Here is a 25,099-nt window from a genome sequence, read left to right as displayed (position 1 = left end):
TTTATATAGATATAGGAAAATTTGATGGAAGTTCGACAGCGTGGTTTGATGACTGCTCTTTTAACAGCAGCCCTTTTGGTAGCGCCGATTGCAGAAGCGAAACGTGCCGGTGGTGGTAAAAGCCATGGTATGAGCCGTCAAGCTGCTCCAACTCAGTCTTATCAGCAACCTCGTCAATCTGCTCCTGTTCAACAGCCTGCAACTGCTGGCGCTCCAGCAAAATCTGGCTCGAATGTGGGCGGAATGGTTGCTGCAGGTGTGGCTGGTGCTGCAATTGGTGCTGTCGCTGCAAATGCGATGGCCGATGACAATAACGGTCAAGCAGCTTCTGAAGCGCAAGCTCAACAACAGGAAGAGAAAGGTGGTATTCCAGGCTGGATCTGGATTTTACTTGCCGCTGCTGTTGCCTTCTTCATTTTCCGTAAGATGGGCGCAAAAAAAAAACTAGCCACTAACAATCCGTATGCGCCAAACAGCGGTGCAAACAATGCACCGTTTGGCCAGCAAAATGCCGCACCTCGTGCAGGTAATGACAATACGAATATTTTTGGTAATTCTGTAGGCGGTAATTCAGCAGCTTCAAATGCTCCATTTGGTGCAGCTGCTGCAACGAATGCGCCTTTTGGTGCTGCCTATACCAACAGCGGCAATCAATTGCCTGATGGTACAGAACCAGCAACATTTTTACGTGTTGCACGTCAGCGTTTTAACCACATTCAATCGATGAATACGGCAAGCAACATTTCTGAAATTCAGCGTTACTTAACGCCTGATCTTTACCAGTCTATGTATAACGACATTATGGCGAATAAAGATGAAGACGTTGCTGAGTTTTCTAACTTAAATGCTATGGTGGTCGATTCTGCTAACGAAAATGGTCAATACGTTGTAAGTGTGCGTTTTACAGGTACTGTAAGTGAAGACTTAAATAGCCTGCCACAGCCTTTTGCTGAAGTATGGCATTTTGTTAAACCTGCGGGTTCTGATCAAGACTGGTTAGTTGCAGGCATTCAACAAGAGCAATAATGTAGACACATAAGCATTCTTGCATTCTAAAATAGCGACTTCGGTCGCTATTTTTTTGCCTTTATTTCCCCTCTTTTTAAATCAATTTCTACTCAGCATGCTGAAATATCAATAATTTTGTGAATACATTATTCTAATTATTAATAATAATTGTTATCATTTAGATTAACTTTAATACAATTTCCAAGCGCTTAAGTATTTTATGAATAGCTCACCACCTGAGGCACTTGTGACACCCCTCACATCTGCGCTGCCTAAAACGCGTAAAGACACTCCTTCTCTATTGACCTATCGCTTGATGATTTTCTATCGCTTTGCCCTCGCTTTAGTGGGCGGATATGTTGTCGCAATGCTATCTGCCATCGTAATTGCAGATGTATTTAGCGAAGACCGTGGAAGTGCAGCCATGAGTGCAACTTTAATTTCATTTATCCTGTGGAGCTGTGCATTTATTTGGGTCTTTATGGTGAATAAAACCCTCAAAGCAACTTTAGGCATTGTGATCCCTGCGGTGTGTTTGTATGCCATTTACATGATGATGGGAAGCTAAAATGCGTGTTGATGCAAAAGTAGAGGGGCCTCGCCAGTCCATGTCTTGGCTGCATACATGGGCTAGCCTAATCTTAGGTTGGTTGCTGTATGCTATTTTCCTGACCGGAACCCTAAGCTTCTTTAAAAATGAAATCAATGTCTGGATGACTCCTGAGCTGCATCAATCTGTTCCAGCCAGTTCACAAGTCCAACAAACTCAAGTTGCACTGAATTATTTACAACAAAATCATCCAAATGCAGGTGCTTGGAATATTTTACTGCCGAATACGCGTCAAAATGCCACCTTAATTATCGTACGTGAACAAGGTGAAGACCCTCGCGCACGCCGTGGTGGTAAACAAATCTACATTGATAGTGCTACAGGTGAAGTGCTTGAGCCGCGCGATACGCGTGGTGGTAATTTTCTCTATCGTTTCCATTTCGAACTGTATGGCATGCCACGTATGTGGACGCGATGGTTTGTCGGGATAGCGACACTGTTTATGTTAGTTGCCATCATTAGTGGTGTAATTACTCATAAAAAAATCTTTAAAGATTTCTTTACCTTCCGTTCAGGTAAAGGACAACGTTCTTGGCTCGATGCACATAATGCAACCGCAGTATTTGCGCTTCCCTTCCACATCATGATCACCTTTAGTGGCCTGTTGCTGCTGTTATTTACGATCATGCCTTGGGGGATTGAGCGTATTTATGAAAACCGTGGACAATTTTTACAAGAACAAAATCGTGCCTTAGTTCAGGAAAATAAACCTGAAGGACGTGAATCTGCTCAAGAACGTGGCGAACGCCCACAGCAAGCCCGTGCCAATTCTGCACAAAACCAAGGCAAAAATCGTGCTGAGGGCCGTGGTGAAGGTCGAGGAGATCGTCGCTCTAAACGTGAAGAGCAACCTGTTGTTGCTGCGCCGCTGACCAACTTAGCGCCAATAGTAACTGCGGTTCAGGCTGAATTGAGAACTAATCCTATTAGTACCGTTAGCATCATTGCACCGAATACAGACCAAGCTAAAATTGAGCTACGCGCATTACATGGTGAAAGTGTTGCATATCGAAATGTCTATGCAAGCAAACAATTTGATGGCGTAACAGGCAAAGACTTAACTGACGAAAGTGCCAAATTAAAGCACCCTTCTGTACCGATGGGTATTTACAATGTAGTCACCACGCTACATGAAGCACGTGGTGTAGACTTAGCTCTACGTTGGCTGCTGTTTATTTCAGGGATTGTAGGCACCCTGATGGTCGCTACAGGTCTCATTCTGTGGTGTGTAAAACGTGCGCCGCAACAGCAAAAACAAGGCTTTAAATCATTTGGCTACCGCACGGTTGAAGTGACCAATATTGCAGCGATTATTGGTTTACCCATTGCCTGTGCAGCATTTTTCTATGCCAACCGTTTTATTCCCACACAGCTTGAAAACCGTTCGGAATTAGAAATTCGTAGTTTCTTTATTGTTTGGCTACTGACGCTCGTTTATGCGATGTTCCGTACGCATCGTCAAGCGTGGCTAGAACTTTTAGCTTTTGCCACAGCAATTTTTGCTTTACTGCCGATTGTAAACTTCATGACTGGTGGTCAAGCGCTTTGGAATACCATGGCAAATGGCCAATGGATGATTGCATCCTTTGATCTTGCAATGTGGCTTTTGGCTATCTTGTTTGCCTATTCATTTTACAAAGTGAAAAAGCATAAAGGACTGCCTGTTAAAAAAGTACGTGGCACAAAGGAGGTTGAAGCATGATGTTCTTTCTTCTGATTTGGGCACTGAGTAGCTTAGGTTTTTTTGCCTTGGCATGCAGCATGTCTAAACATCAAAAGCAGTTTCACAGCAAAGAGTTAAGTGTGGGCCAAACACGATTAGCCACGCTAGTCGGTTGGGCGCTATTGATCATCGCCTTACTACTTTGCCTCTCACTTGGCACGCCGAGCAATAACATCAGTTATTGGTTTGGCGCGCTGACCATTGCGGCTTTATTTGTCGGGCTATGTATTAGTTATATCGCTGAGTATTTTTGGAAAATTATTGGTGCATTAGTTATCATATTTGTATTGTCTGCAGTGTTATTGAAATTTTAATTCTTTAGACAACGATCTCTAAACATTGAAAGCCAATCTTCGGATTGGCTTTTTTCATGCCAACCGATTAGGCTATGCCTATTCTGCTCTTTTGGATTACACATGTCTGAACTTTCAATCTCTCCTGCTTTATATAACCGCGCTATGGCAGGCAATAAAGATGCTCAATTTGAACTGGCTGAAATTTATATGCAATGTGAAAATGATGAGCATGTTGAACTTGCTGAAGAATGGGCACTCAAAGCAGCTCAGTTAGGTCATGTAGAAGCAATGTATTGGCTGGGTGAAGGCTATGCAGTCTATGCCAAAGACATGCTCGAAGAAGATCCTGAAGAATCTAAAACCTATTTTGAGCATGCGCACCGCTGGTTAGAACAAGCGTCAAAACATGACCATCCTGCTGCAATTTTAGAACTCGCCACTTTTTACCGTCGCGGCGATGTGGTGGAAAAAGATGTCGCTAAATCCATTGAACTAGTTGAACAATCTGCAAAATTAGGTGAAGTTCAAGCTATGCGTGATTTGGCTTTTATTTATGCTAATGGATTAGGCATCGACGCTGATGAAGAAAAAGCAGATTTTTGGAATGAAAAAGCCAATGCGGCCGAACAGCCCAAAGCTTAAATCACAAAGAAAAAGGCCCATCTCATGATGGGCTTTTTGCTTTTAACAAAATGGCTCAGCTCGCCACATAATTATTTACGTCTACAGTAATCACTTGTCGGCAAATGCCCTCTGCCCCACGTTGCTGTTCAAATACCTCTGCTGGCATGGCATCAAAACTGTCAAAGAAACTAATTTCAGTTTCGTCAATGTCATACACCAAAGAATGATTCCCCACGCCCTCTAGAGTATCGTAATACACAATCACAAACTGATTTTGTTCAAAAGCCTGCTGAATTTGTGCATAGCCAATTGCAGGCAATATAATAGGCAGTTCCAATTGGTCAGCTTCCGCATAGCTGCGTTTTTCACTGTCTTGCAACTCAGGATCATGCTCTGTGTAAAACTTTACTTGAAAGCCAAACTTTCTCAGTCCTACAGCTAAACCAATGGTGGTTGTGCCATGCTCTGCCTCATAGCCGCAGACTTCGACCAACTGTTGAACATCCGCATCAATGCCTAAATGCTGCAACAGCATCCATACTGCAAAAATGCCGCCATTGGCTTCAAGATTGGCTAATTCTTCAGGCATTTCCAAAGACATAATAAGAACTCACAACTTAAATCTGCAGTGATAATAAACAAATCAGCGCGATTTGTACGGCAATTTTTATAAACATAGTTATGCCGCATCAAAAAAAATTTATCCCTAGTGCAGAAGTTTTTTAGGACGAAGATGTTTACTCTATATCAGGTTTAGCTTTTTACACCTTTGCCTTAGGCTTAGTCTTACTTTTTTTAGCGGTCTTAGATTCTTTCGAATCAGAAAAGGCATCCCACAGCAAAATGACAACGATAAGAACTAAAACCAAGGACAGCATTTGAAGGCCGTAAATCAGCCATGCAAACCCTGAATTACGAAGTTCAAAATAGTCTTGGTTAAGAAAAAATCGTGATTGATTCGGATTTTGAGTATTTACATACACTGAATACTGCTGCTGATGTATTGCATGCTAAGTTTGAGTGCTGCTCTGACTTTTTAAATCCTGCGACGTTTCAAGAAACCAAAGCATATATTGCGGGTCAAGTTTATCTGCAACACCTGTACTTATTTGCTCATTCAGCATGTATTGGTATTGCACTCGCGTATACGCATATTGCAGTGAACGCCTTTGCCTATAATCATCAATTTCAACTTGATTAATATGAACCTGATCTGCCAAAATCCAGTTGGGATGAGTCAGTTGAAATTCTTTAATTTGTAAAAAACTTGAACTAAAAAATATGGCTAAAACAGTGCTATACAAAACAATAAAACTGAGGCCATGACACAACCAGCTCCATGATTTTTTGCTGATAAATCTAAATACTGCATACAGCAAGCCGTACAACATTATTGAAAACAGCAACAAATGCCATTTGTCATTTTCATAGAAAAAAGTATAACAACCATATAAACAGGCACACATTCCCAAGAAATATGCAACATATGATTTAAATTTTTCTAGGCTCATTACTTTGGTTATATCTCTTGCTGGATTGTGTCTTATGACGGACGTTTACTCACAAAAATAATGTCCAAATCTTGTTTCGGTACAAAATTCTTTTCAACCATTTGAAACTGCGTAGCGCTGATTTTCTTCACTTTACCTGCCCAGCAAAATGAAACCAGTTCGTTAGCATCCCGCTCAATAGTCAGTTTAAAATCTTGAATAGGCTTTGCCCAATTGGCGCCAGTTTTTAAGATATAGCCCAGTGCTTGAAATGGTGCATGCTGTGATTTGGCCTTTCTGAGTCCTGCCTTAAACTTTTGATCCATACAATAACTTTGATTATATTCATCAGGATATAAAGCCACAGACCCGCCCACCAGCGGTGCATATTGATGCTGTACACGTGTGAGCGCATTGGCTTTAAAGGTTTGCTTCCAGCTGTAAATCACCTGAGATGACCATGAAATTTCTTCACTCGAATCATTGGGCAATACTTTTTGCAGCGCTGCATTTTTACAGTTTCTAAGCTTTGTCTCGAGTGTTTCATATTCATCATCTTGCCTGCTCCACGGATTCAGCATGTCTTTTTCCGTAAACCCGCATTGCTTAAAACTCTCCGTCATATCAATCGGGGCTGTTTTTTCATCTTTTTGAATAAAAGTGCGCACATGCATTTCAGGCTGAATCATTTTTCCATTCACCTGAACTTTAAAACTTTTTAGCAATTTTTCAGTATTGGCAAAATCAGATTCAAAGAAGTTTTCAACTTTTGGCAGTGGAAAGAGTATGGTTTCAGTCACGTCTTTATTGCTCAGATTTTTAAACTGATAATCGACCTTGATCATTTTTTTACTAATAAATAGGTCTTCACTGAACATTTGAATGTCTTTATTTTTAAGGTACTGCACCCCTCCCGTTGCCACATAGCCTGTTGAATCGTTGGCATATGTTAGTGCTGAAAAACACAAGCATATGAATGCAGTTAATTTTTTCATTATTAGCTTCCAATTTTTTATATTTAAAATTGCACTAGAATATCATCGACCATTTTTCAGGAATATACTCAGAAATTAGCCCTATCCCGATAATTATAAGGGCAATGATGCCAATCAAAATAATAAAACTCACTGCTTTTATGACTACTCTAAGGGTTAAATTTAAGCCTTTCGTATAATTTTCAATAAAGCCTGAAAATTTAAATAAGGATAAAACCCCAATCAAAATTAAAGGCAGAAAAAAAATATCTTGTGGTGAAAAGTCGCCTCGCCTTGCTGAGACAGCTTGTGAAGATACGAGTAAAGCTAGGAAAATATTAAATTTTAATATATTCATGATATGTACGTTATTATCTTTTTATTATCAGATTATTCATCTACATATTAACCAATTTTTGATTGGAACTCACTCTATTTCCAAGTACAATACTGCCCTAGTCGAGGGATGCTGCGACTTTCTTATAGGCACTAAATATAAGATCGCTAGGCTCGACGATTCGGTTGGACACTCGTTCCAATCAACAACGGCATCCGCGAACTGAATGATCAATTGTTTTTATTAAGGAGATCGTGATGAACGCGGTTAATGCTTCATTTACAGATTACAAAGTTGCCGATATTTCACTAGCTGACTACGGCCGTAAAGAAATCAAACTCGCAGAAGCAGAAATGCCAGCCCTAATGGGTCTTCGCAAACGCTATGCAGCGGCTAAACCGCTTGCTGGCGCGAAAATCCTTGGCTGTATCCACATGACCATTCAAACTGCAGTTTTAATTGAAACTCTAGTTGAATTAGGTGCAGAAGTTCGCTGGACTTCATGCAACATCTTCTCTACTCAAGACCACGCTGCTGCTGCAATCGCTGCTGCGGGTATTCCTGTATTTGCTTGGAAAGGCGAAACTGAAGAAGAATACATGTGGTGTCTTGAACAGCAAATCAATGTGAACGGTACACCTTGGGATGCCAACATGATTCTGGATGATGGCGGTGACTTAACTGCGCTTGTTCACGAAAAATATCCTGAAGTGATTGCTAAAATCCACGGTATTACAGAAGAAACCACTACAGGTGTTCAACGTCTTTACGAAATGCACCGCGACGGTACTTTAAAAGTTCCAGCGATTAACGTAAATGACTCTGTCACTAAGTCTAAAAACGACAACAAATACGGCTGCCGTCATTCACTAAACGATGCCATCAAACGTGGTACAGATATGCTTTTATCTGGCCGCCGTGCACTTGTAATCGGTTATGGTGACGTAGGTAAAGGTTCTGCTCAATCACTTCGTCAAGAAGGCATGATTGTACGTGTCACTGAAGTTGACCCTATCTGTGCAATGCAAGCATGCATGGACGGTTTCGAAGTTGTTGCTCCGTATAAAAATGGCATTCAAACGGGTAAGAAAGAAGACATCAACCTTGATCTTCTTCAAAATACTGACTTGATCGTAACAACAACTGGTAACTACCACGTATGTGACGCTGCAATGCTTGATTCATTAAAAGCTGGCGCTGTAGTTTGTAACATCGGTCATTTCGATACTGAAATCGACACAAATTACTTACGTGGTTATAAGTGGGTTGAAGTTAAGCCACAAGTTCACCAAGTGTATCGTTCAGAAAATGAAAATGATTACCTTATTCTTCTTTCAGAAGGCCGTTTGGTGAACCTTGGTAATGCAACCGGTCACCCTTCACGTATTATGGATGGTTCTTTTGCTAACCAAGTGTTGGGGCAAATGCACTTGTTCGCTGAAAAATTTGCTGATCTTCCTGAAGATCAAAAACAAGCTGCGATCCGCGTAGAACTTATTCCTAAGAAATTAGACGAAGAAGTTGCTGCTGCAATGGTTGCAGGTTTCGGTGGCGTATTAACGACTTTGACTCAAGAACAAGCGGATTACCTCGGTGTTCAAGTTGAAGGCCCGTTCAAAGCTGAGGCTTATAAATACTAAGTTTTATAAATACCTCTCCCTAACCCTCTCCTAAAAGGAGAGGGAACTCTTCATTGTGAAAGCAAATTTGATGTTAACTCCAAATCACTATTACTTTCATAATGGAAGTCCCTTCTCCCTCTGGGAGAAGGTTAGGATGAGGGGATTTTTTTAAATAAAAGTATTTATAAAAAAGGATTTGAACATGTCAAAACAGATTCCTATTTCCTTTGAGTTCTTCCCGACCAAAACTGATGCGGGCGCGGAAAAACTTAAAGTTGTACACCAAGAACTTCAATTATTAAATCCTGAATTTTTCTCTGTAACATATGGTGCAGGCGGTTCTACCCGTGAACGCACTTTGTCTACATTGAATGATTTCAACGGTAAAGGCACACCGGTTGCCCCTCACCTGTCTTGTATTGGTGATAGCAAAGCACGTATTGCTGAATTGCTGGATTTATATAAATCACAAGGTATTGACCGTATTGTTGCGCTTCGCGGTGACTTGCCTTCAGGTCAGGTGGGTTTAGGCGAATTACCTTATGCAACGGACTTGGTACGTTTCATTCGTGAGCACACTGGTGATCATTTCAAAATTGAAGTTGCAGCATACCCAGAAATGCACCCGCAAGCAGACAGTTTTGATCTCGACATCAAACGTTTCTGCGATAAAGCCAATGCGGGCGCAAATGCAGCTTTGACACAGTTCTTCTTTAACCCAGATGCCTACTTCTACTTTGTAGAGCGCATTCAAAAAGAAGGCGTGAACATTCCTGTCGCTCCAGGCATCATGCCTATTACCAATGCAAGTAATTTAATTCGCTTTGCTGATGGTACAGGTGCAGAAATTCCACGTTGGATTCGCAAACAGCTTGCGACTTATGGCGACGATACAGCGTCAATCAAAGCCTTTGGTCATGAAGTGATTGTAAAACTTTGCGAACGCCTGATTGCTGGTGGTGCGCCAAGCCTGCACTTCTACACCATGAACACCACTGACCCTACACGTCAACTTGTGAAAGACCTTGGTCTTGCATAAGACATTTCGACCTTTTTGAGAGTAAAACTTTAATGCCACGTTTTTATATTGAAGCTGATTTAACTGTTGATAAGACTGTTGAATTAACGGAAACAGTGTTTCATCACTGGGTAAAAGTTTTACGTGCTCAAGTGGGCGAAACCGCCACTTTGTTCAATGGGCAAGGTGGCGAATACCATGTTGAATTGGTTGAAATCGCTAAAAAGTCGGCTGCCGTCCAAGTTTTGCAATTCAATCCAAGCAATCGCACACCACATTTTACGACACTATTGGGTCAAGTGATGAGCAAAGGCGACCGCATGGATTATGCGATTCAAAAAGCGGTGGAACTCGGTGTTTCTGAAATTCAACTACTCACTTCAGAACGTTGTGAGATGCGTTTGAAGTACGATCGTGATCAAAAGAAACTTGACCATTGGCAAGGCATCGCTATTGCTGCTTGCGAACAGTGTGGACTCAACATTGTTCCTAAAGTACTTCCGCCTCTTTCCCTTGAAAAATGGTTGGAAAGTGACCTACCGACAACAAAATTGGTGCTCGCACCCAATAAAGATGAAGTTGATGTATTAGCTGATGCTGACCCGCACGTTGCCTTACTGATTGGCCCTGAAGGTGGCTTGAGCGAAGCAGAGATCAGCGCAGCAAATGAGAAAGGTTTCGTGAACTGGTGTATCGGTGAACGTGTCCTTCGCACAGAAACTGCACCTGTAGTTGCACTTTCAATTTTAAATTATAAATTTATTTAATTTTTACTCGATAGTTCATCTGAAAGCATCAATGATGGCATCCTTGATATTGCTTTTTATTTGTAACGCAATTACCCTAGAGTCAATAAAAACAAATGATTTGTTACCAAGAATAAACAAATACTCTCAGGAACAATACAAATACAACGATCTAGATTAAGTTAAGGCAGGGTTTTTATATTCATGACGTATAAACAAGATGAATATATCAAGCAGTACAATCATACTGCTCAAATTGCGAACACGATTCGCCATAGCCGCTATTTTTTAGTCAGTATTCTGATTATTTGCTTATATATTTTTTCGATATATCAAATTTTTTATAAATCGCCATCTTTGTATTTCAATATTTGGTTTATTTTTACCGAAGTTTTTGTCAGTTTATGCTGGCTGATGAGCACCGTTTATTTTAAACCCGAACAATATTCACTGATGATTGCGCATCGTTGGCTACAATTTCAGTGTTTTTCTGTCGGCACACTGATTGCGAGCGGTATTTTTTTAATTTTTTATTATTTGCCTGCGACCAATCAAAGCTTTGAACCAATTCAAGCCCTGACGCTCTCTGCCCTACTCTTGATCGTGACACAAACCTTTGGTTTGACCTATTTAACGCAAAAACTCAATTATTTTTGTTTGGCATTTATTCCATCTATTGTGCCCTATCTGATTGCACAGTTTTTTTTCTTAGATGGTTCAAATCACTTATTTAGCCTGAGTATTAATTTTGGGCTTATTGTGATTCTAATGTGCGCCATGACGTCATATCGCATTCATCGTCGTGTATCGACTTTACATGCTAAAAACAACCTATTGGTCGATAGTGCCAAGCAACAAGTCAAATGGACTGATGAACTGTGTCAGCAGCTCCAAGAAGAAGTCAACAAATCAAGAGACATCGAATTACAACTACAGCTAGGTAACCAAATCCTTGAACAGAAAGTCAAAGAGCGGACCTTCGACATTGAACAAATGAACAAGGATTTAGAAAACCAACAAGCCAATTTAGTCCTTGCGCATGAAATTGCCGGTTTACGTCCTTGGGATTGGAATATCAAAGACCGTAAAATCGTTGTCACCAACTATAAGCAAGAAAAAACCCTTAGACATTCGAAAGAGCATCAGCAACAGTTACAACATGTGATCCATCCTGATGATATCCCACATTTTAAATCAGCGATGATTCAACATCTACGTGGATTTAAAGACCGTTATGAGGCCACCTATCGGATTCAAAACAGTCAAGGAAAATGGAGTTGGGTACATGACATTGGGCGCGTCATTCAACGCGATCCAGATAACCGTAAGCCCTTGCGCATGGTCGGTATTCGTCGTGACATTCATCAGGAACGGACGTCTCAAGAACGTTTAAAACTTGCAGCCAGCGTACTCGAACAAGCCGCTGAAGGGATTTTCATTTTAAATGAAGAGCTGTGCTATATCGAAGTCAATCCGTTTTACGAACAATTGACCGGATTTAACTACGACCAAATTATTGGCAAACATCTATTTGATATCACAGCAAATTACAAATCAATTCAACGCAGTATGCACTACTCGATCATTAAACAAGTGCTGAAAATTGGTGAATATGATGGTGAATTGCACGAAAAATTTCTTTCAGGTAAAGAACTGACGCTGTGGATGCATATTAATGCTATTACTGATGATCAAAACCGCGTCACACATTATATCGGGATTGTCTCAGACCTGACCGAACGTAAATTGCAAGAACAACGTTTATCTTATTTAGAAAATTATGACACCTTAACGGATTTACCGAACCGTTTTTATTACAACTATCAACTGCATCAATATTTAGTTTCACAGCAAGATTCGATTAAACAGTTGGCTGTCATTCGTTTAAACATCGACCGTTTCCGCCCATTAAATGAATATCTCAGCAACAATGGTGGTGACGAACTGTTACGCCAAGTCGCACAGCGTTTGCGTCTGACCAATGCCGAAGCTCTTTTTGTTGCACACTTAAATGGCGATGATTTTGCGATTGTGTATGAAATTTCACACATCCGCCCTTCTGTGCAAGAGCATTGTGAACGCATCAATAAAGCCTTTAGCATTCCATTTAATATTTTTGGCCAAGATCATGTCATCACTTTATCGATGGGCGTCGCGTTCTACCCTGAGCATGGCCGTCAGCTAGATTATCTAAATAATTGCGCAGAACAAGCGCTGAGCGAAGCAAAAAATTTGGGTGGCAACACCACTCGTTATTATTCCAATGAAAATACCGCATTATTAGAGCAAGGAATCTTCTTGGAACGCGACTTGCGTAAAGCCATTCAAAATAATGAGCTGGTGGTGTATTACCAACCGAAGATCAATTTCCGTGATAAAAATATTTATGGTTTTGAAGCCTTGGTGCGTTGGAATCACCCTGAAAAAGGCTTAATACCACCAGGCTTATTTATTCCTTTAGCAGAACAAACCAGTTTAATTTCGGATATCGGGCGTTTTGTCTTGCAAAAAACTGCACAGCAAATTCGTTTTTGGAACAATTTGGGTTATCAAAATATTTGTGTATCCGTCAATATTGTTGCGCAGCAACTGCGCCGTGGACAATTATTAAATGATCTAGATGAAGCGATAGATGCCAATCAAATTGATGGTGCCAGTCTGGAACTAGAAATTACAGAATCTTCTTTGGTCGAAAATCTAGATTCAGTACGTGAACTGTTAAATGAAATAAAAAAACGTAAGATCAATATTTCACTTGATGACTTTGGTACGGGCTATTCTTCTCTATCCTATCTAGCTGATTTTCCAATTGATATCTTAAAAATAGACCGCAGTTTTATCTCTAAAATTGGTGAAAATAAACAATTGGCCATCGTTAGTGCCATGATTGCCATGGGTAAAGCGATGGGCATGACGGTAGTCGCTGAAGGGATTGAAACTGAACAGCAGTTACAGTATCTACAAGACTTAGAATGTGACATTGCTCAAGGCTATTTTTTCTCTAAACCATTGCCACAAGAAGAGGCAACCGTGTTCCTTGAAAATAATATCTCTTCGCCTGCTTATACTTACTTAATATAAGTCACTATGCCTGAGCTATAAGATTGTCTGAAAAAGACGCGACTTCGACTGTCCCAACTGTGCAACTAATGTTATATTCAAGCGGATAAAGCAAGCATTGCAGCTTTATATTGGATAAACAAAACACAATCGAGATACAGATGGACGATCAATCTTTAAAACAGCAGGCTTTGTATTATCACGAATTTCCAACTCCGGGGAAAATCAGCGTTACACCAAGCAAACAATTGGTCAACCAACACGATTTAGCCCTCGCATACTCGCCAGGTGTCGCTGCACCTTGTTTAGAAATTGAACGCGACCCATCTACTGCTGCACTTTACACAGCGCGCGGTAATCTTGTTGCTGTAGTCAGTAACGGTACAGCCGTACTGGGCTTAGGTAACATTGGTCCTTTAGCGTCAAAACCTGTTATGGAAGGTAAAGGCGTTCTATTCAAAAAATTCGCTGGTGTTGATGTTTTTGACATTGAAATTGCTGAAAACGATCCAGACAAAATCGTAGATATCGTTGCAGCATTAGAACCAACTTTCGGTGGTATCAACCTTGAAGACATCAAGGCCCCAGAGTGTTTCTACATCGAGCAAAAACTTCGTGAACGCATGAATATTCCTGTGTTCCATGATGACCAACACGGTACATCGATCATTGTGGGTTCGGCATTACTGAATGCACTTCAACTCAATGGCAAAAAAATTGAAGAAATCAAAATTGTCGCTTCTGGCGCAGGTGCTGCTGCCCTTTCATGTTTGAACTTACTTTGCGCACTTGGCGTGAAAAAAGAAAACATCGTTGTGGCAGATTCACGCGGTTTATTGACGACTAAACGTGAAGGCTTGGATGAGTCGAAAAAGGCATACGTTCAAGACATCGAAGGCTCTCAGCTTGCTGATGTAATGGAAGGTGCGGACATGTTCCTTGGTCTTTCTGCAGCAGGTATTTTGACCAAAGAAATGGTTAAAGTCATGGCGAAAGATCCGATCATCTTTGCCCTTGCTAACCCTGACCCTGAAATTCTTCCTGAACACGCACATGAAGCACGTCCAGACGTGATTATGGCAACTGGTCGTTCAGACTATCCAAACCAAGTGAACAATGCGCTTTGCTTCCCTTATATCTTCCGTGGTGCACTCGATGTTGGTGCTACAACAATTAATGAAGAGATGAAGATCGCTTGTGTGCATGCGATTGCTCGCATGGCGCATGTTGAAGCAGACGCTGCATCGTATGGTGAAAAATCTGCTTCATTTGGTCGTGATTACCTCATTCCGCGCCCATTAGATCAACGTTTGATTCTTGAGATTGCACCCGCAATTGCACAAGCAGCAATGGATTCAGGTGTTGCAACTCGTCCAATTCAAGACTTCTCTGCGTATCGTCAACGTTTGTCTGAGTTTGTTTATAACTCTGCATTCATGATGAAACCAATTTTTGCGCAAGCAAAAACTGATCCAAAACGCATTGCCTATGCTGAAGGTGAAGATTTACGTGTACTTCGCGCAGTACAAATTGCTGTTGATGAAGGTTTGGCAAAACCAATTCTTGTCGGTCGTCCTGCAGTCATTGAAGCAAACATCAAGAAATTAGGCCTTCGCCTTGAAGACGGCGTGAACATCACTATCGTCGATCAAGAGAAAAATCCTGATTACGATAAGTTTGCAGATGATTACTACAGCATCATGCAGCGTAAAGGTGTAACGCCTGAATACGCTCAGCGTGAAGCACGTCGTCGCTCAACACTTATCGCGGCAATGCTGGTTCGTCATGGTGTAGCTGACGGTATGTTATGTGGTACTTATTCTAGCTATGACATTCACTTAGACTTTGTCAGCAATGTGATTGGACTAAAAGAAGGCCGCAATAACTTCTTCACGCTGAATGCATTGATGCTTGAAGATCGTAACTTGTTTATTGCTGATACTTACATTAACCGTAATCCAACAGCTGAACAACTTGCTGAAATGACTATTTTAGCGGCTGAAGAAGTACGCCGTTTTGGTATTACACCGCGTGTAGCATTGCTTTCTCACTCAAGTTTCGGTTCTGACCAAAATGATCCTAGCGCACAAAAAATGCGGAAGGTTTATGATATTTTGTCAGAAATTGCACCAGAACTTGAAGTTGAAGGTGAAATGCATGGTGATGCCGCACTGGATGAAAATATTCGTCATTTCGCATACCCGAACTCACGTTTTAAAGGTTCTGCAAACTTGCTGATTATGCCTAATCTGGATGCAGCGAACATTTCGTTCAACTTGCTGAAATCAACATCTGGCAGTAACGTGACGATTGGCCCAATTCTTTTGGGTGCTGCAAAACCTGTTCATATTTTAACACCAACAGCGACAACTCGCCGTTTAGTGAATATGACTGCATTAACAGTTGCAGAGATTCAAGAAAACGAAAAACTAGCACTCTAATTTAGTTGACCTGAACACACTTTGTGACTTGAGAAAACCTCTGTTCTGTAGCATGATTGCTCTAAGAATAGAGGTTTTTTCATGCAAGTTTATTTAGTAGGCGGTGCAGTTCGAGATCACTTGCTCGGGCACCCCTATCACGAAAAAGATTATGTCGTTGTCGGTGCAACGCCGGAACAATTACTTGCTCAAGGTTATCAACCTGTGGGTAAAGATTTCCCTGTTTTTCTTCATCCAGAGACCAAAGACGAATATGCCTTAGCCCGTACAGAACGTAAGTCTGGACATGGGTATCATGGCTTTGAATTTTATACCGACGTCAATGTCACACTCGAACAAGATCTCATTCGACGTGACCTCACGATCAATGCGATTGCTATGGATGATGCTGGCCAAATTTATGATCCCTACCATGGTCAACAAGATTTAGAGCGCCGCATCCTTCGTCATGTGTCTAATGCCTTCGTCGAAGATCCATTAAGGGTTTTGCGTATTGCACGTTTTGCGGCACGTTATAAAGCTTTAGGTTTTAAAGTGGCTGATGAAACACTGGAACTGATGCAAGAGCTTGCTCAATCGGGTGAGCTTGAAACCCTTACACCTGAACGTGTATGGAAGGAAACGTCTCGTGCCTTAATGGAAGACCACGCAGATGAATATTTTGAGGTATTAAGAGCCTGTGGCGCTTTAAAAGTCTTGTTCCCTGAAATTGATGCGTTATACGGTATTCCACAGCGTCCTGAATATCATCCTGAAATAGACTGTGGCATTCATACCATGATGTCGCTACAACAAGCGTGTCGTGCAAATTATTCTTTGGATGTTCGTTTTGCTGTACTGGTACACGACTTAGGCAAAGCACTTACTCCAGTAGATGAGTTACCGCGCCATATCATGCATGAAGAGCGTGGTGTAAAACCAGTTACTGATGTCTGTGACCGTATGCGTGTTCCCACCAATACCAAACAATTGGCTATCTCAGTCTGTAAAGAACATTTAAAATGCCATCAAGCCTTGAGTTTAAAACCGGGTACCTTGTGGCGCCTGTTACAACGTATGGATGTGCTACGCCGTCCTGAACGCGTAGAGGCCTTTGTACAAGCCTGTGAATGTGATTCACGTGGTCGTTTAGGTTTAGAGGATCGCGCCTATCCACAAGCTCAATACGTTTTAGATGCCATGCAAGTGGTTCGTAATATTAAAGCTGCCGACCTTCCACCTGATGTATCCGGGCCGGATATTGGTGAAATGTTGATTGAACGACGTATTCAAGCCATTGCTGCACTTAAAGCCAGTCAATATGCAGTCGAAGCTTAATTAGAGCACCTTCGGGTGCTTTTTTAATTTACCTTTTCTATATTCTTAAAACTTTAACTTTTGCAATATTTCACCTTGCCCTTTCAGATATAGATATGCTTTGAAAAATATCTGCACTCACATCAAGGCTCATTCATCTATGCTCTAAGGAAAACCATCGAGCTGACAATATGCATCCCCAAATTCGCCCACCACAACTCCAAGAAAATCTCATAAATATTCATCAACTTACACTTCAATTGGGTTATGAAATACCACTAGAGCGACTCCAACAGCATTGGCAGTTGATTCATTTGAATAAGTACTATCAAACCTTAGTGATAGCGGCTAATGACCGCGTCATTGATTATGCAGATTTTATCCAACAATACAGTTAGGAGTTTGAGGAATGAATAATTCGGATTTAGGCTTTTGTCATTGATGTGAGTTATCGCGATCAAGGTTTAAGGCGATGGTTCATGCAAGCCATTGAGCAAAGCGCACGGCGATAAGATCTAAAACGTATTTTACTCAATAGTGGGAATCGTTCAGAACGATATGCCGCACATTCCTATTATCATAATTTAGGGTTTGAAGCCTATATGGTTTGGATTTTACTAAATATTTAAATTGATCGGCCAATTTTACCATCAGCCGATCCGGAGGACATTTTTTAAGAAATATCGGCTGGGAAACTAATGACTTTTTCAAGTTTTAACTGATTCGTTGCCACCATTAGTAATCGATCAATGCCTAAAGCTATACCTGCACACTCACTCATATGCGGTAATGCAGCAAGCAAATATTCATCAATCGGCATCACATGCAACCCAAGTTTAGCGCGCTCTGCATTATCTGCCTCAAAACGACTGCGTAAAACATCCGCATCAATCAGTTCATCATAAGCATTCGCTAACTCTAAACCTTCGATATACAGCTCAAATCGTGCTGCAACCAACTCCCCATCTTCGTCCACACGGGTTTTCGCCAAAGAAGCCATTTCAGGTGGAAAATCTGTAAGGAACACTGGCGTATCAAAACCGAGGCTCGGCTCAACATAATGCGAAAACAATAAATCGATATAGCCTAAACGGTCTTCACCCAAATCTAAGCTTAGCCCCACACGACGACAGCAATCTTTTAGATCTTGTAAAGAAGCTTGTAACGGGTTCAAATCCAAACGATCCATAAAGGCATGCTTATAGCTCAAAATAGTCGGACGAATTTCACCAAAGCGTTGTTTCAAGGTTTCATTCAATAAATCCGTCACTTCAAACATCAAGTCTTTTAAGCTAAAACCCGGACGGTACCATTCCAACATGGTGAATTCACTGTTGTGTTTACGTCCATGTTCATCATCACGGAAAACTTTACAGATTTGGTAGATAGGCCCACTGCCACTTGCCAACAGACGCTTCATGGCAAATTCAGGTGAAGTTTGCAAATAATGCGTTTGCTTTTGACCATTCACATGACGCTGAGCTTGTACCGATGCTAAATGCACATCGGTGACACCCGCTTGTGAAAGCACAGGTGTTTCCACTTCAAGCACATCACGTGCAGCAAAAAACTGGCGAATTTGAGCATACATCGTGGCACGTGCACGAAGTGCAGTGAGTTCACAACTCGGCTGAAAGTTCATTTGACTCATGCTGCTGGGCCTCCATGTGCAGCCCATTCACGGCGTAAAGGATAGGTTTTACGTAAATAATCAAAGGCTTTTTGATCCACCTTGCCGTCTTTTAGGCAAGCACGTAAGTTGGCATCATCACGAGCGATGTCATAAATATCTTTTAAGTATCGCTGTAATACCATCTTAAAGTCAGCACCAGTAAAATACTGCTCACATACGGGCAACTGACTTTCAAAGGCTTTATTTATAGCTTGATTGAAAGTTTGACAGAATGCTTCATAGATCATCTGTGTGCCACGTGCTTTACCTTCCAAGCTATAGCCGGCAATATGCGGTGTCACCACGTAAATTAAATCTAACAACGCTGCTGAAATCTCTGGCTCATGTTCAAAAACATCTAAGACCACTTTACGCTGAGTCTGTTGAATATCGGCAATTAAGGCAGCTTCTTCGACCACTGGCCCACGCGCGGAATTAATCAAAATCGCTGAAGGCTTCATAGCGGCAAGTGCAGCAGCATTAATTAAATGACAGGTTGGATATTCCCCCACTTTAGTTAGTGGCACATGGATACTAATCGCATCTGCATTTTTTAACAGTTCTGCAAATTCAACTTGTTTCACCTGATCAGATTGCACAAATGGATCATAGCCAATGACATTCCAACCGAATAATTCTGCCATGACAGCCAAACGTGAACCGACATTACCTAAACCAACGATACCCAAGGTAAATTGTTCATTTGCATTCAATAATTCAGGTTTAACGAAGAGCAATGCAGTAATCACATATTCAGCAACCGCTTGTGCATTACAACCTGTGGCATTTGACCAAGCAATGCCCTGCTTTTCTAGAGCATTAATATCTAAATGATCTGTTCCAATCGTAGCACTACCGACAAATTTGAGTGCGGTCTGTTGAATTAACTCTGCATTTACCTGAGTCACCGATCGCACCAATAATGCATCGGCATCTTTGACATCTGCATGGGTCAATGTTCGACCTGCCGCTTGCTTTATTTCACCAAATTCGGTAAAAAAATACTCAGTAAATGCCAGATTTTCATCTGCAACGATTTTCATAGTTCATCTCATAATTCCACTACGAACATGATAACGCGTTGCTCATGCCATGACTATTCTTCTGCACATAAAGCATAGCGCCATTTTTTTATAAGCTAGATGATAGAAAATTATATTAGCGACAATAATCTGACTGCTGATCTTCAATTAAAGACAAGGCCGCCTGCCAAGCCGCTTGAATAATGGGCTCGGCCATCGGATTTTCAAACTGCTGCAACGTATGTTCACAAACCTTCGGACTCGGATAATGCAATGTAGCACTCGACAACGCTTTTACTTGAATTTGACAAGCCCGTTCTAAAAAGTAAATTTCATGAAATGCCCGTGCCACACTATCTCCAGTCGCAAGCAAGCCGTGATTGCGTAAAATCATGCAGCGATAATGGCCCATATCTTGTACCAGTCTTTCACGCTCTTCAGTTGAAAAGGCAATACCTTCATATTCATGATAAGCAATGTTCTGATAGAACTTTAACGCGTGTTGTGAAATTGGTAATAAACCATGTTCCTGTGCAGAAACGGCCACGCCATCGGCAGTATGCGTATGAATCACACAATTAATATTTGCACGTGCATGATGTAAGGCCGAATGAATCACAAAGCCTGCGACATTCACCATCTTCCCTGCATCATAGGCTTCAACAATTTTACCTTCATGATCAATTTTGACCAAATCCGAAGCCGTCATTTTGTCAAAGGTCACACCATAGCGATTAATCAAAAAATGCTCAGGTTCATGACCTAAACGCAGGCTGATATGGGTATCAATTAAGTCGGTCATTTTATAATAAGCCACCAAGCGATACAGTGCCGCCAATTGACAACGCGCTTGCCATTCCAGTTCATGAATAAGCTCTGGTTTTTGCATGGATGAATTCCTTTTCTAAATCGATTAATTATGTTTTCTGTTTATTGTGAATAATTAATAGCACGTCATATCCATGCTGTATATCAGTTCGCCTGTCGAAAAAATCATTCAAAAAATTTAGGCAATAAAAAAACCCCAATGTAAAACATTGGGGTTTTTGAATTTGGCGGAAGCGGTGAGATTCGAACTCACGGAGGACTCGCGCCCTCGTCGGTTTTCAAGACCGGTGCATTAAACCGCTCTGCCACGCTTCCATGGCCGCTATCATATAAATAAAAATTCAGATTGGCAAATTATTTTGCCTTATTTTGACTACTTGACGAATCGTTCATACAAAATTTAGTCGATTGTAAAATTTTGGTTTAGGTCAGAAAAATAGAAGCTGAATCAATATGTATTGAATTAAGATCAAAACTAATTGCATTGCCTAGATTTACACACATAAAAAAACCCTGATGCTAAAAAACATCAGGGTTTTTTGAATATGGCGGAAGCGGTGAGATTCGAACTCACGGAGGACTCGCGCCCTCGTCGGTTTTCAAGACCGGTGCATTAAACCGCTCTGCCACGCTTCCATGGCCGCCATCATATAAATAAAATTCAGCAATGGCAAATTATTTTGTAAAAAACACGTCCAATTGAACAAAATAAAAGCAGTTTATTGTTTTTCAGTGCTTTCGCCCATTTCATAACGAATTGAATTGATATACCAACATTTTTTCCCCAGCGGGGTCAGCACTTCGACCTCATCATCCACTTGCTTCGACAAGAGTGCTCTAGCCATAGGTGAATCAATTGAGATATGCTGCGGATGATGATCATAGATTTCATCCACCCCAACGATTCTTAGCGTTTTGTGTTCGCCGTCTTCATTTTCAATATCAACCCATGCCCCAAAATAAACTTTCCCTTTTTGTTCGGGTGAGTAATCGATAATACGAAGCTCTTCCAAACGTTTTCCCAAGTAGCGTACACGTCGATCAATTTTGCGTAACAATTGCTTATTATATTGATAATCCGCGTTTTCCGAACGATCTCCAAGACTAGCCGCCCAGTTCACTTTTTTGGTAATTTCAGGTCGCTCTTCATGCCATAAATGTTGAAGTTCAGCGACCAATAAATCGTGTCCACCACGGGTAATTAAGTTAGATTTCATGATGATTTTTAGGCCTTGAGCAAGTGCTGATTTTTACAAAACATGCCTATTTTATCCTCCATTTCTACACAGGCAAAGTATATAAAATTTATTCCCAAACAAAATCAATTGTTTATGTTACATATTTTAATATTTTTTCGTACAAAATTTGACAAGTATTTTTTTGCTCATTATTATGCGCACATCTTTTAGGCTTGTTTAATTTTTATCCAGTGTAGATTTTCTACATATTTCCCGAAACCCCCTAGTCATTTTTGAATGACGTCATGACTGCCCAACCCTTATTGAATTTATCAAACTTGAAAAAGTCTGAGGCCTGTTTGCCTTTGCTTTTTAGGGCATAAATTACTTGTAGCGGAGACAACATGCACAGTAGTTCAACTTCTGGGTCGAGGCTTTGCCTTAACTCTTTTAACTCTCTCCCATTTAAAGCGCTTGCACTTAGTACTATCTTAATTCCTTTTCACAGTATTAATGCCAGCAAAACAGCACATCAATATGATGCTGTCGTCAACAGTAATAAACTCACTGTTGTTGCAGTTGCCAATCCTGCCATTGTTTTTCAGGATGGTAAACATCGACATGGTTTTGGTTACGACCTTGCACGTAACTATGCAGAAAGTTTAAATGTCCAATTAGATTTTAAAACAGTGAATGACAATGCCACTGCTTTAAAAATGGTTGCCAAAGGTCAAGCCAATTTTGCTATGACCACTGCCGAAATGAGTACCATTGAAGCCAAGCATTTGACGTCATTTTCAGCCAGTTGTGGTGATACCCTTTCTTTGAAAAAGAATGGTTTAAACAGCAACTTAAACTGGGTATTTAAAAATGCAGATGATCCATTAAGCCAAACCGCGAGTGGTTTTATTTGCCGTGCCAAACAAAATGGCGCAATTGGACAGTTGGCATCATTCTACAACCGTAATGTGGTCAAACAAGATTCTTGGAATGTGATTCAACGTGATTTAAGTAAACGTATGCCGATCTATAAGGCAAGTTTTAAAAACACGGCCAAGCAATACGATCTAGACTGGCATTTATTGGCAGCGATTGGTTATCAAGAGTCTTACCTCAAACCTGACTCGGTATCCCCAACGGGTGTTCGTGGCATTATGATGCTGACCAACAGTACAGCAAAAGCCATGGGTGTGAGCAACCGTACAGATGCGACTCAAAGCATTCAAGGTGGTGCAAAGTACTATGACCAAATGCTAAACCGTTATAGTAACATTCCGTACCCTGATCGTAATTGGTATGCCTTAGTGGCTTATAACATGGGTCCTGGTGCTGTAAGTCAGATTCAAAAGCGCATCCAATCTCAGGGTAAAAACCCGAATAAGTGGGTGAATTTATATGCTTATCTAGACCGTAACAAGGCCAGCAATGGTCGTTATCGTCAAGCTGTGCAATATGTCACGCGTATTCGTGCTTATTTGGAACATATTAAAACCACACCTCAACTGGTGAATATCTAATATGCGTCCACCTAACATTTACATGTGAGCGCACAAAAAAAAGCTTACCTTCGGGTAAGCTTTTTTCGTTTTAGACTTAAGCAGTTTGCTCAAGTACTTTTTTGAATAAATCTTTTTGCTCAGTACTTGGTTTTGCTGTTTGCAATGCCATCAATTGTGACATATCACCTTGTACTTTTATTTTGCCCGTCATAAACGCTTGCATCGCTGCAGCCATATCAAATTCAAGGAATACTTTACGTAAAGTTTCAGCATCCATGTTCAAAGTTGTTTTCGCGTTTGAAGATAAACCTTTTTTAATTGCACCACCGTCTAATGACAATTCAGTATTGCCTGCAGCGTCAGCAACCACAAGGTTAATTGCAAGATTAGCCAATGCAGGTGGTAAGTTTAAATCACCAGCTTGAGCTGTCAGAGTTTCTACAGTTGAAAACCAATCATCAGTTAAAAAAGCAGGCATGATCTTTCCTCAATTTATTTTGTTCGTGTGTGTTGCCGTTCCGGACAACATCAGTGCAAGCATATTTTGCTTGAGGTTTGTTATAGCATGATCATTTGTTAAAAGGCTAAAGTTTTTTGTACGCACCGTTCAATATTTAACTGTTTAATAACAAAATGAGAAAAATCATAAGCATAAAAAAGGCATTCCGTAGAATGCCTTTTGCGTGATGAGGTTTTCCACTTAATCTGCCATAAACCCTAAGTTCACCATATTAATGCGTTTGCTTTCTGACTCACCTTCTTCAGTTGAACAACTTTCGCTATTTTTAAAGTCAAATTCGCGTTGTTCATCTAGGGCTTCAAAGTCGAATAACTCACGGTCAGCCAGTTGTGAGGGCGAAACATTTTGCAAAGCACCAAAAATACTGTGTAAACGTTTTGGAAATTCTTTATCCCAAGTACGCAGCATGTCATTTAGCATCGCACGTTGTAAGTTTTCCTGAGAACCACACAAATTACATGGGATAATTGGGAACTTACGCATTTCTGCATATTTGATAATGTCTTTTTCTTCCACATAAGCCAGTGGACGAATCAAAATGTTCTTTTTGTCAGAAGACAATAATTTCGGTGGCATGGCTTTTAAGCTGCCGCCATGGAACAAGTTCAAAAAGAACGTCGCCAAAATATCATCACGGTGATGACCTAAAGCCACTTTCGTCGCCCCAATTTCTTGAGCAAAGCCGTATAACGAACCACGACGTAGACGCGAGCACACTGCGCAGTACGTTTTACCTTCTGGTGTTAAACGTTTGGTAATGCTGTAAGTATCTTTTTCTAAGATGTAATACGGAATTTTGTTTTCTTCTAAATAACGTGGCAATACGTCTTCAGGGAAACCCGGCTGTTTTTGGTCAAGGTTGACCGCAACCACATCAAAATTAATCGGCGCAATACGCTTAAACTGCAACAAAATGTCGAGCAGGGTATAACTGTCCTTACCGCCTGAAATACAGACCATCACTTTGTCACCCTCTTCGATCATTTTAAAATCACGAATGGCATGACCGACCTGACGGCGTAGCTTTTTCAATAAACGATAATACGCAGAGCTAGTTGGTAGTTCTGGTTTGAAATTAAATCCTTGTTCGGACTCAACTGGCGAGAACATAGACGAGTTAAACCTAAAAAAAAAT

At 40.9% G+C, this 25,099-nt stretch carries 23 protein-coding genes and 2 tRNA genes; 14 read left to right on the top strand and 11 right to left on the bottom strand.

The features are described 5' to 3' along the window. Positions 1-24 precede the first annotated feature (24 nt). The 5 genes from LXF01_RS04985 (at position 25) to LXF01_RS04965 (ending at position 4,279) form a co-directional block, all read left to right on the top strand. A complete protein-coding gene (locus LXF01_RS04985; protein WP_180020733.1) occupies positions 25-1,026 on the top strand; it encodes a Tim44 domain-containing protein in 1,002 nt (333 codons plus the stop codon). Positions 1,027-1,228: 202 nt separating this feature from the next. Continuing rightward, positions 1,229-1,576: a hypothetical protein gene (locus LXF01_RS04980; RefSeq protein ID WP_180003354.1), complete on the top strand. Its 348-nt coding sequence runs from the start codon at positions 1,229-1,231 to the stop codon at positions 1,574-1,576. Between the two features lies 1 nt (position 1,577). After that, positions 1,578-3,320, top strand: coding sequence for a PepSY-associated TM helix domain-containing protein (locus LXF01_RS04975; RefSeq protein ID WP_233945114.1), 1,743 nt, complete (start codon positions 1,578-1,580; stop codon positions 3,318-3,320). Beyond that, positions 3,317-3,655, top strand: a complete 339-nt coding sequence (locus tag LXF01_RS04970; RefSeq protein ID WP_233945113.1) for a DUF3325 domain-containing protein — start codon at positions 3,317-3,319, stop codon at positions 3,653-3,655. Before LXF01_RS04975 ends, LXF01_RS04970 begins: the two co-directional genes overlap by 4 nt. A 102-nt stretch (positions 3,656-3,757) precedes the next feature. Then, complete coding sequence (locus LXF01_RS04965) at positions 3,758-4,279, top strand: tetratricopeptide repeat protein (protein ID WP_233945112.1); 522 nt, start codon at positions 3,758-3,760, stop codon at positions 4,277-4,279. 55 nt (positions 4,280-4,334) lie between these two features. Here LXF01_RS04965 and LXF01_RS04960 read toward each other — a convergent pair whose 3' ends face one another. Beyond that, positions 4,335-4,862 carry a cysteine peptidase family C39 domain-containing protein gene (locus LXF01_RS04960; RefSeq protein ID WP_233945111.1) on the bottom strand — a complete coding sequence of 176 codons (528 nt, stop codon included), beginning with the start codon at positions 4,860-4,862 and terminating at the stop codon, positions 4,335-4,337. Positions 4,863-5,210: 348 nt separating this feature from the next. Here LXF01_RS04960 and LXF01_RS04955 point away from each other — a divergent pair, with 348 nt between their 5' ends. Further along, positions 5,211-5,462 carry a hypothetical protein gene (locus tag LXF01_RS04955; RefSeq protein ID WP_233945110.1) on the top strand — a complete coding sequence of 84 codons (252 nt, stop codon included), beginning with the start codon at positions 5,211-5,213 and terminating at the stop codon, positions 5,460-5,462. Between the two features lie 342 nt (positions 5,463-5,804). Here the strand turns inward: LXF01_RS04955 and LXF01_RS04950 are convergent, their stop codons facing one another. Then, positions 5,805-6,746 (bottom strand): DUF4424 family protein, encoded by a 942-nt coding sequence (locus tag LXF01_RS04950; protein ID WP_233945109.1) that lies wholly within the window; start codon positions 6,744-6,746, stop codon positions 5,805-5,807. Positions 6,747-6,780: 34 nt separating this feature from the next. Next, a complete protein-coding gene (locus tag LXF01_RS04945) occupies positions 6,781-7,083 on the bottom strand; it encodes a hypothetical protein (protein ID WP_233945108.1) in 303 nt (100 codons plus the stop codon). Between the two features lie 236 nt (positions 7,084-7,319). On the opposite strand from LXF01_RS04945, the gene ahcY reads away from it, so the two are divergent. The 7 genes from ahcY to LXF01_RS04910 all read left to right on the top strand — a co-directional run bounded on the left by ahcY (position 7,320) and on the right by LXF01_RS04910 (position 17,643). After that, a complete protein-coding gene (gene ahcY, locus LXF01_RS04940; protein ID WP_078192086.1) occupies positions 7,320-8,702 on the top strand; it encodes an adenosylhomocysteinase in 1,383 nt (460 codons plus the stop codon). Positions 8,703-8,886: 184 nt separating this feature from the next. Then, positions 8,887-9,723 (top strand): methylenetetrahydrofolate reductase [NAD(P)H], encoded by an 837-nt coding sequence (gene metF / locus LXF01_RS04935; RefSeq protein WP_180008362.1) that lies wholly within the window; start codon positions 8,887-8,889, stop codon positions 9,721-9,723. Positions 9,724-9,755: 32 nt separating this feature from the next. Then, on the top strand, positions 9,756-10,469 hold the full coding sequence (locus LXF01_RS04930) for a 16S rRNA (uracil(1498)-N(3))-methyltransferase (protein WP_233945107.1): 714 nt from the start codon (positions 9,756-9,758) through the stop codon (positions 10,467-10,469). Positions 10,470-10,652: 183 nt separating this feature from the next. Next, the gene (locus tag LXF01_RS04925; protein ID WP_233945106.1) at positions 10,653-13,529 is read left to right on the top strand and encodes a bifunctional diguanylate cyclase/phosphodiesterase; all 2,877 of its coding nucleotides are present in this window, start codon (positions 10,653-10,655) and stop codon (positions 13,527-13,529) included. 140 nt (positions 13,530-13,669) lie between these two features. After that, positions 13,670-15,949: an NADP-dependent malic enzyme gene (locus LXF01_RS04920; protein WP_078192090.1), complete on the top strand. Its 2,280-nt coding sequence runs from the start codon at positions 13,670-13,672 to the stop codon at positions 15,947-15,949. An 81-nt stretch (positions 15,950-16,030) separates the two neighbouring features. After that, a complete protein-coding gene (locus LXF01_RS04915) occupies positions 16,031-17,266 on the top strand; it encodes a multifunctional CCA addition/repair protein (protein WP_233945105.1) in 1,236 nt (411 codons plus the stop codon). Positions 17,267-17,436: 170 nt separating this feature from the next. After that, positions 17,437-17,643 (top strand): hypothetical protein, encoded by a 207-nt coding sequence (locus tag LXF01_RS04910; RefSeq protein WP_233945104.1) that lies wholly within the window; start codon positions 17,437-17,439, stop codon positions 17,641-17,643. A 275-nt stretch (positions 17,644-17,918) separates the two neighbouring features. Here the strand turns inward: LXF01_RS04910 and epmA are convergent, their stop codons facing one another. The 6 genes from epmA to greB form a co-directional block, all read right to left on the bottom strand. Beyond that, positions 17,919-18,887, bottom strand: coding sequence for an EF-P lysine aminoacylase EpmA (gene epmA / locus LXF01_RS04905; RefSeq protein WP_427988648.1), 969 nt, complete (start codon positions 18,885-18,887; stop codon positions 17,919-17,921). A 5-nt stretch (positions 18,888-18,892) separates the two neighbouring features. After that, a complete protein-coding gene (locus LXF01_RS04900) occupies positions 18,893-19,960 on the bottom strand; it encodes a 4-phosphoerythronate dehydrogenase (RefSeq protein WP_233945102.1) in 1,068 nt (355 codons plus the stop codon). Positions 19,961-20,075: 115 nt separating this feature from the next. Then, a complete protein-coding gene (locus LXF01_RS04895) occupies positions 20,076-20,828 on the bottom strand; it encodes a class II aldolase/adducin family protein (protein WP_233945101.1) in 753 nt (250 codons plus the stop codon). Positions 20,829-20,992: 164 nt separating this feature from the next. Then, positions 20,993-21,082, bottom strand: a tRNA-Ser gene (locus LXF01_RS04890). 231 nt (positions 21,083-21,313) lie between these two features. Continuing rightward, positions 21,314-21,403, bottom strand: a tRNA-Ser gene (locus LXF01_RS04885). A gap of 83 nt (positions 21,404-21,486) precedes the next feature. Next, positions 21,487-21,984 (bottom strand): transcription elongation factor GreB, encoded by a 498-nt coding sequence (greB, locus tag LXF01_RS04880; RefSeq protein ID WP_180076767.1) that lies wholly within the window; start codon positions 21,982-21,984, stop codon positions 21,487-21,489. 365 nt (positions 21,985-22,349) lie between these two features. Here greB and LXF01_RS04875 point away from each other — a divergent pair, with 365 nt between their 5' ends. Further along, complete coding sequence (locus LXF01_RS04875; protein WP_233945100.1) at positions 22,350-23,462, top strand: transglycosylase SLT domain-containing protein; 1,113 nt, start codon at positions 22,350-22,352, stop codon at positions 23,460-23,462. Positions 23,463-23,538: 76 nt separating this feature from the next. Here the strand turns inward: LXF01_RS04875 and LXF01_RS04870 are convergent, their stop codons facing one another. Both LXF01_RS04870 and ttcA read right to left on the bottom strand, forming a co-directional pair. Next, positions 23,539-23,922: an SCP2 sterol-binding domain-containing protein gene (locus LXF01_RS04870; RefSeq protein ID WP_078190434.1), complete on the bottom strand. Its 384-nt coding sequence runs from the start codon at positions 23,920-23,922 to the stop codon at positions 23,539-23,541. 222 nt (positions 23,923-24,144) lie between these two features. Next, positions 24,145-25,074: a tRNA 2-thiocytidine(32) synthetase TtcA gene (gene ttcA / locus LXF01_RS04865; protein WP_078192144.1), complete on the bottom strand. Its 930-nt coding sequence runs from the start codon at positions 25,072-25,074 to the stop codon at positions 24,145-24,147. Between the last annotated feature and the right edge of the window lie 25 nt (positions 25,075-25,099).

The sequence above is a fragment of the Acinetobacter sp. SH20PTE14 genome, from assembly GCF_021391555.1.
Taxonomy (GTDB): domain Bacteria; phylum Pseudomonadota; class Gammaproteobacteria; order Pseudomonadales; family Moraxellaceae; genus Acinetobacter; species Acinetobacter amyesii.
Note: the sequence above shows the minus strand (reverse complement) of the source record. Positions and strands in the feature narration are given on the sequence as shown.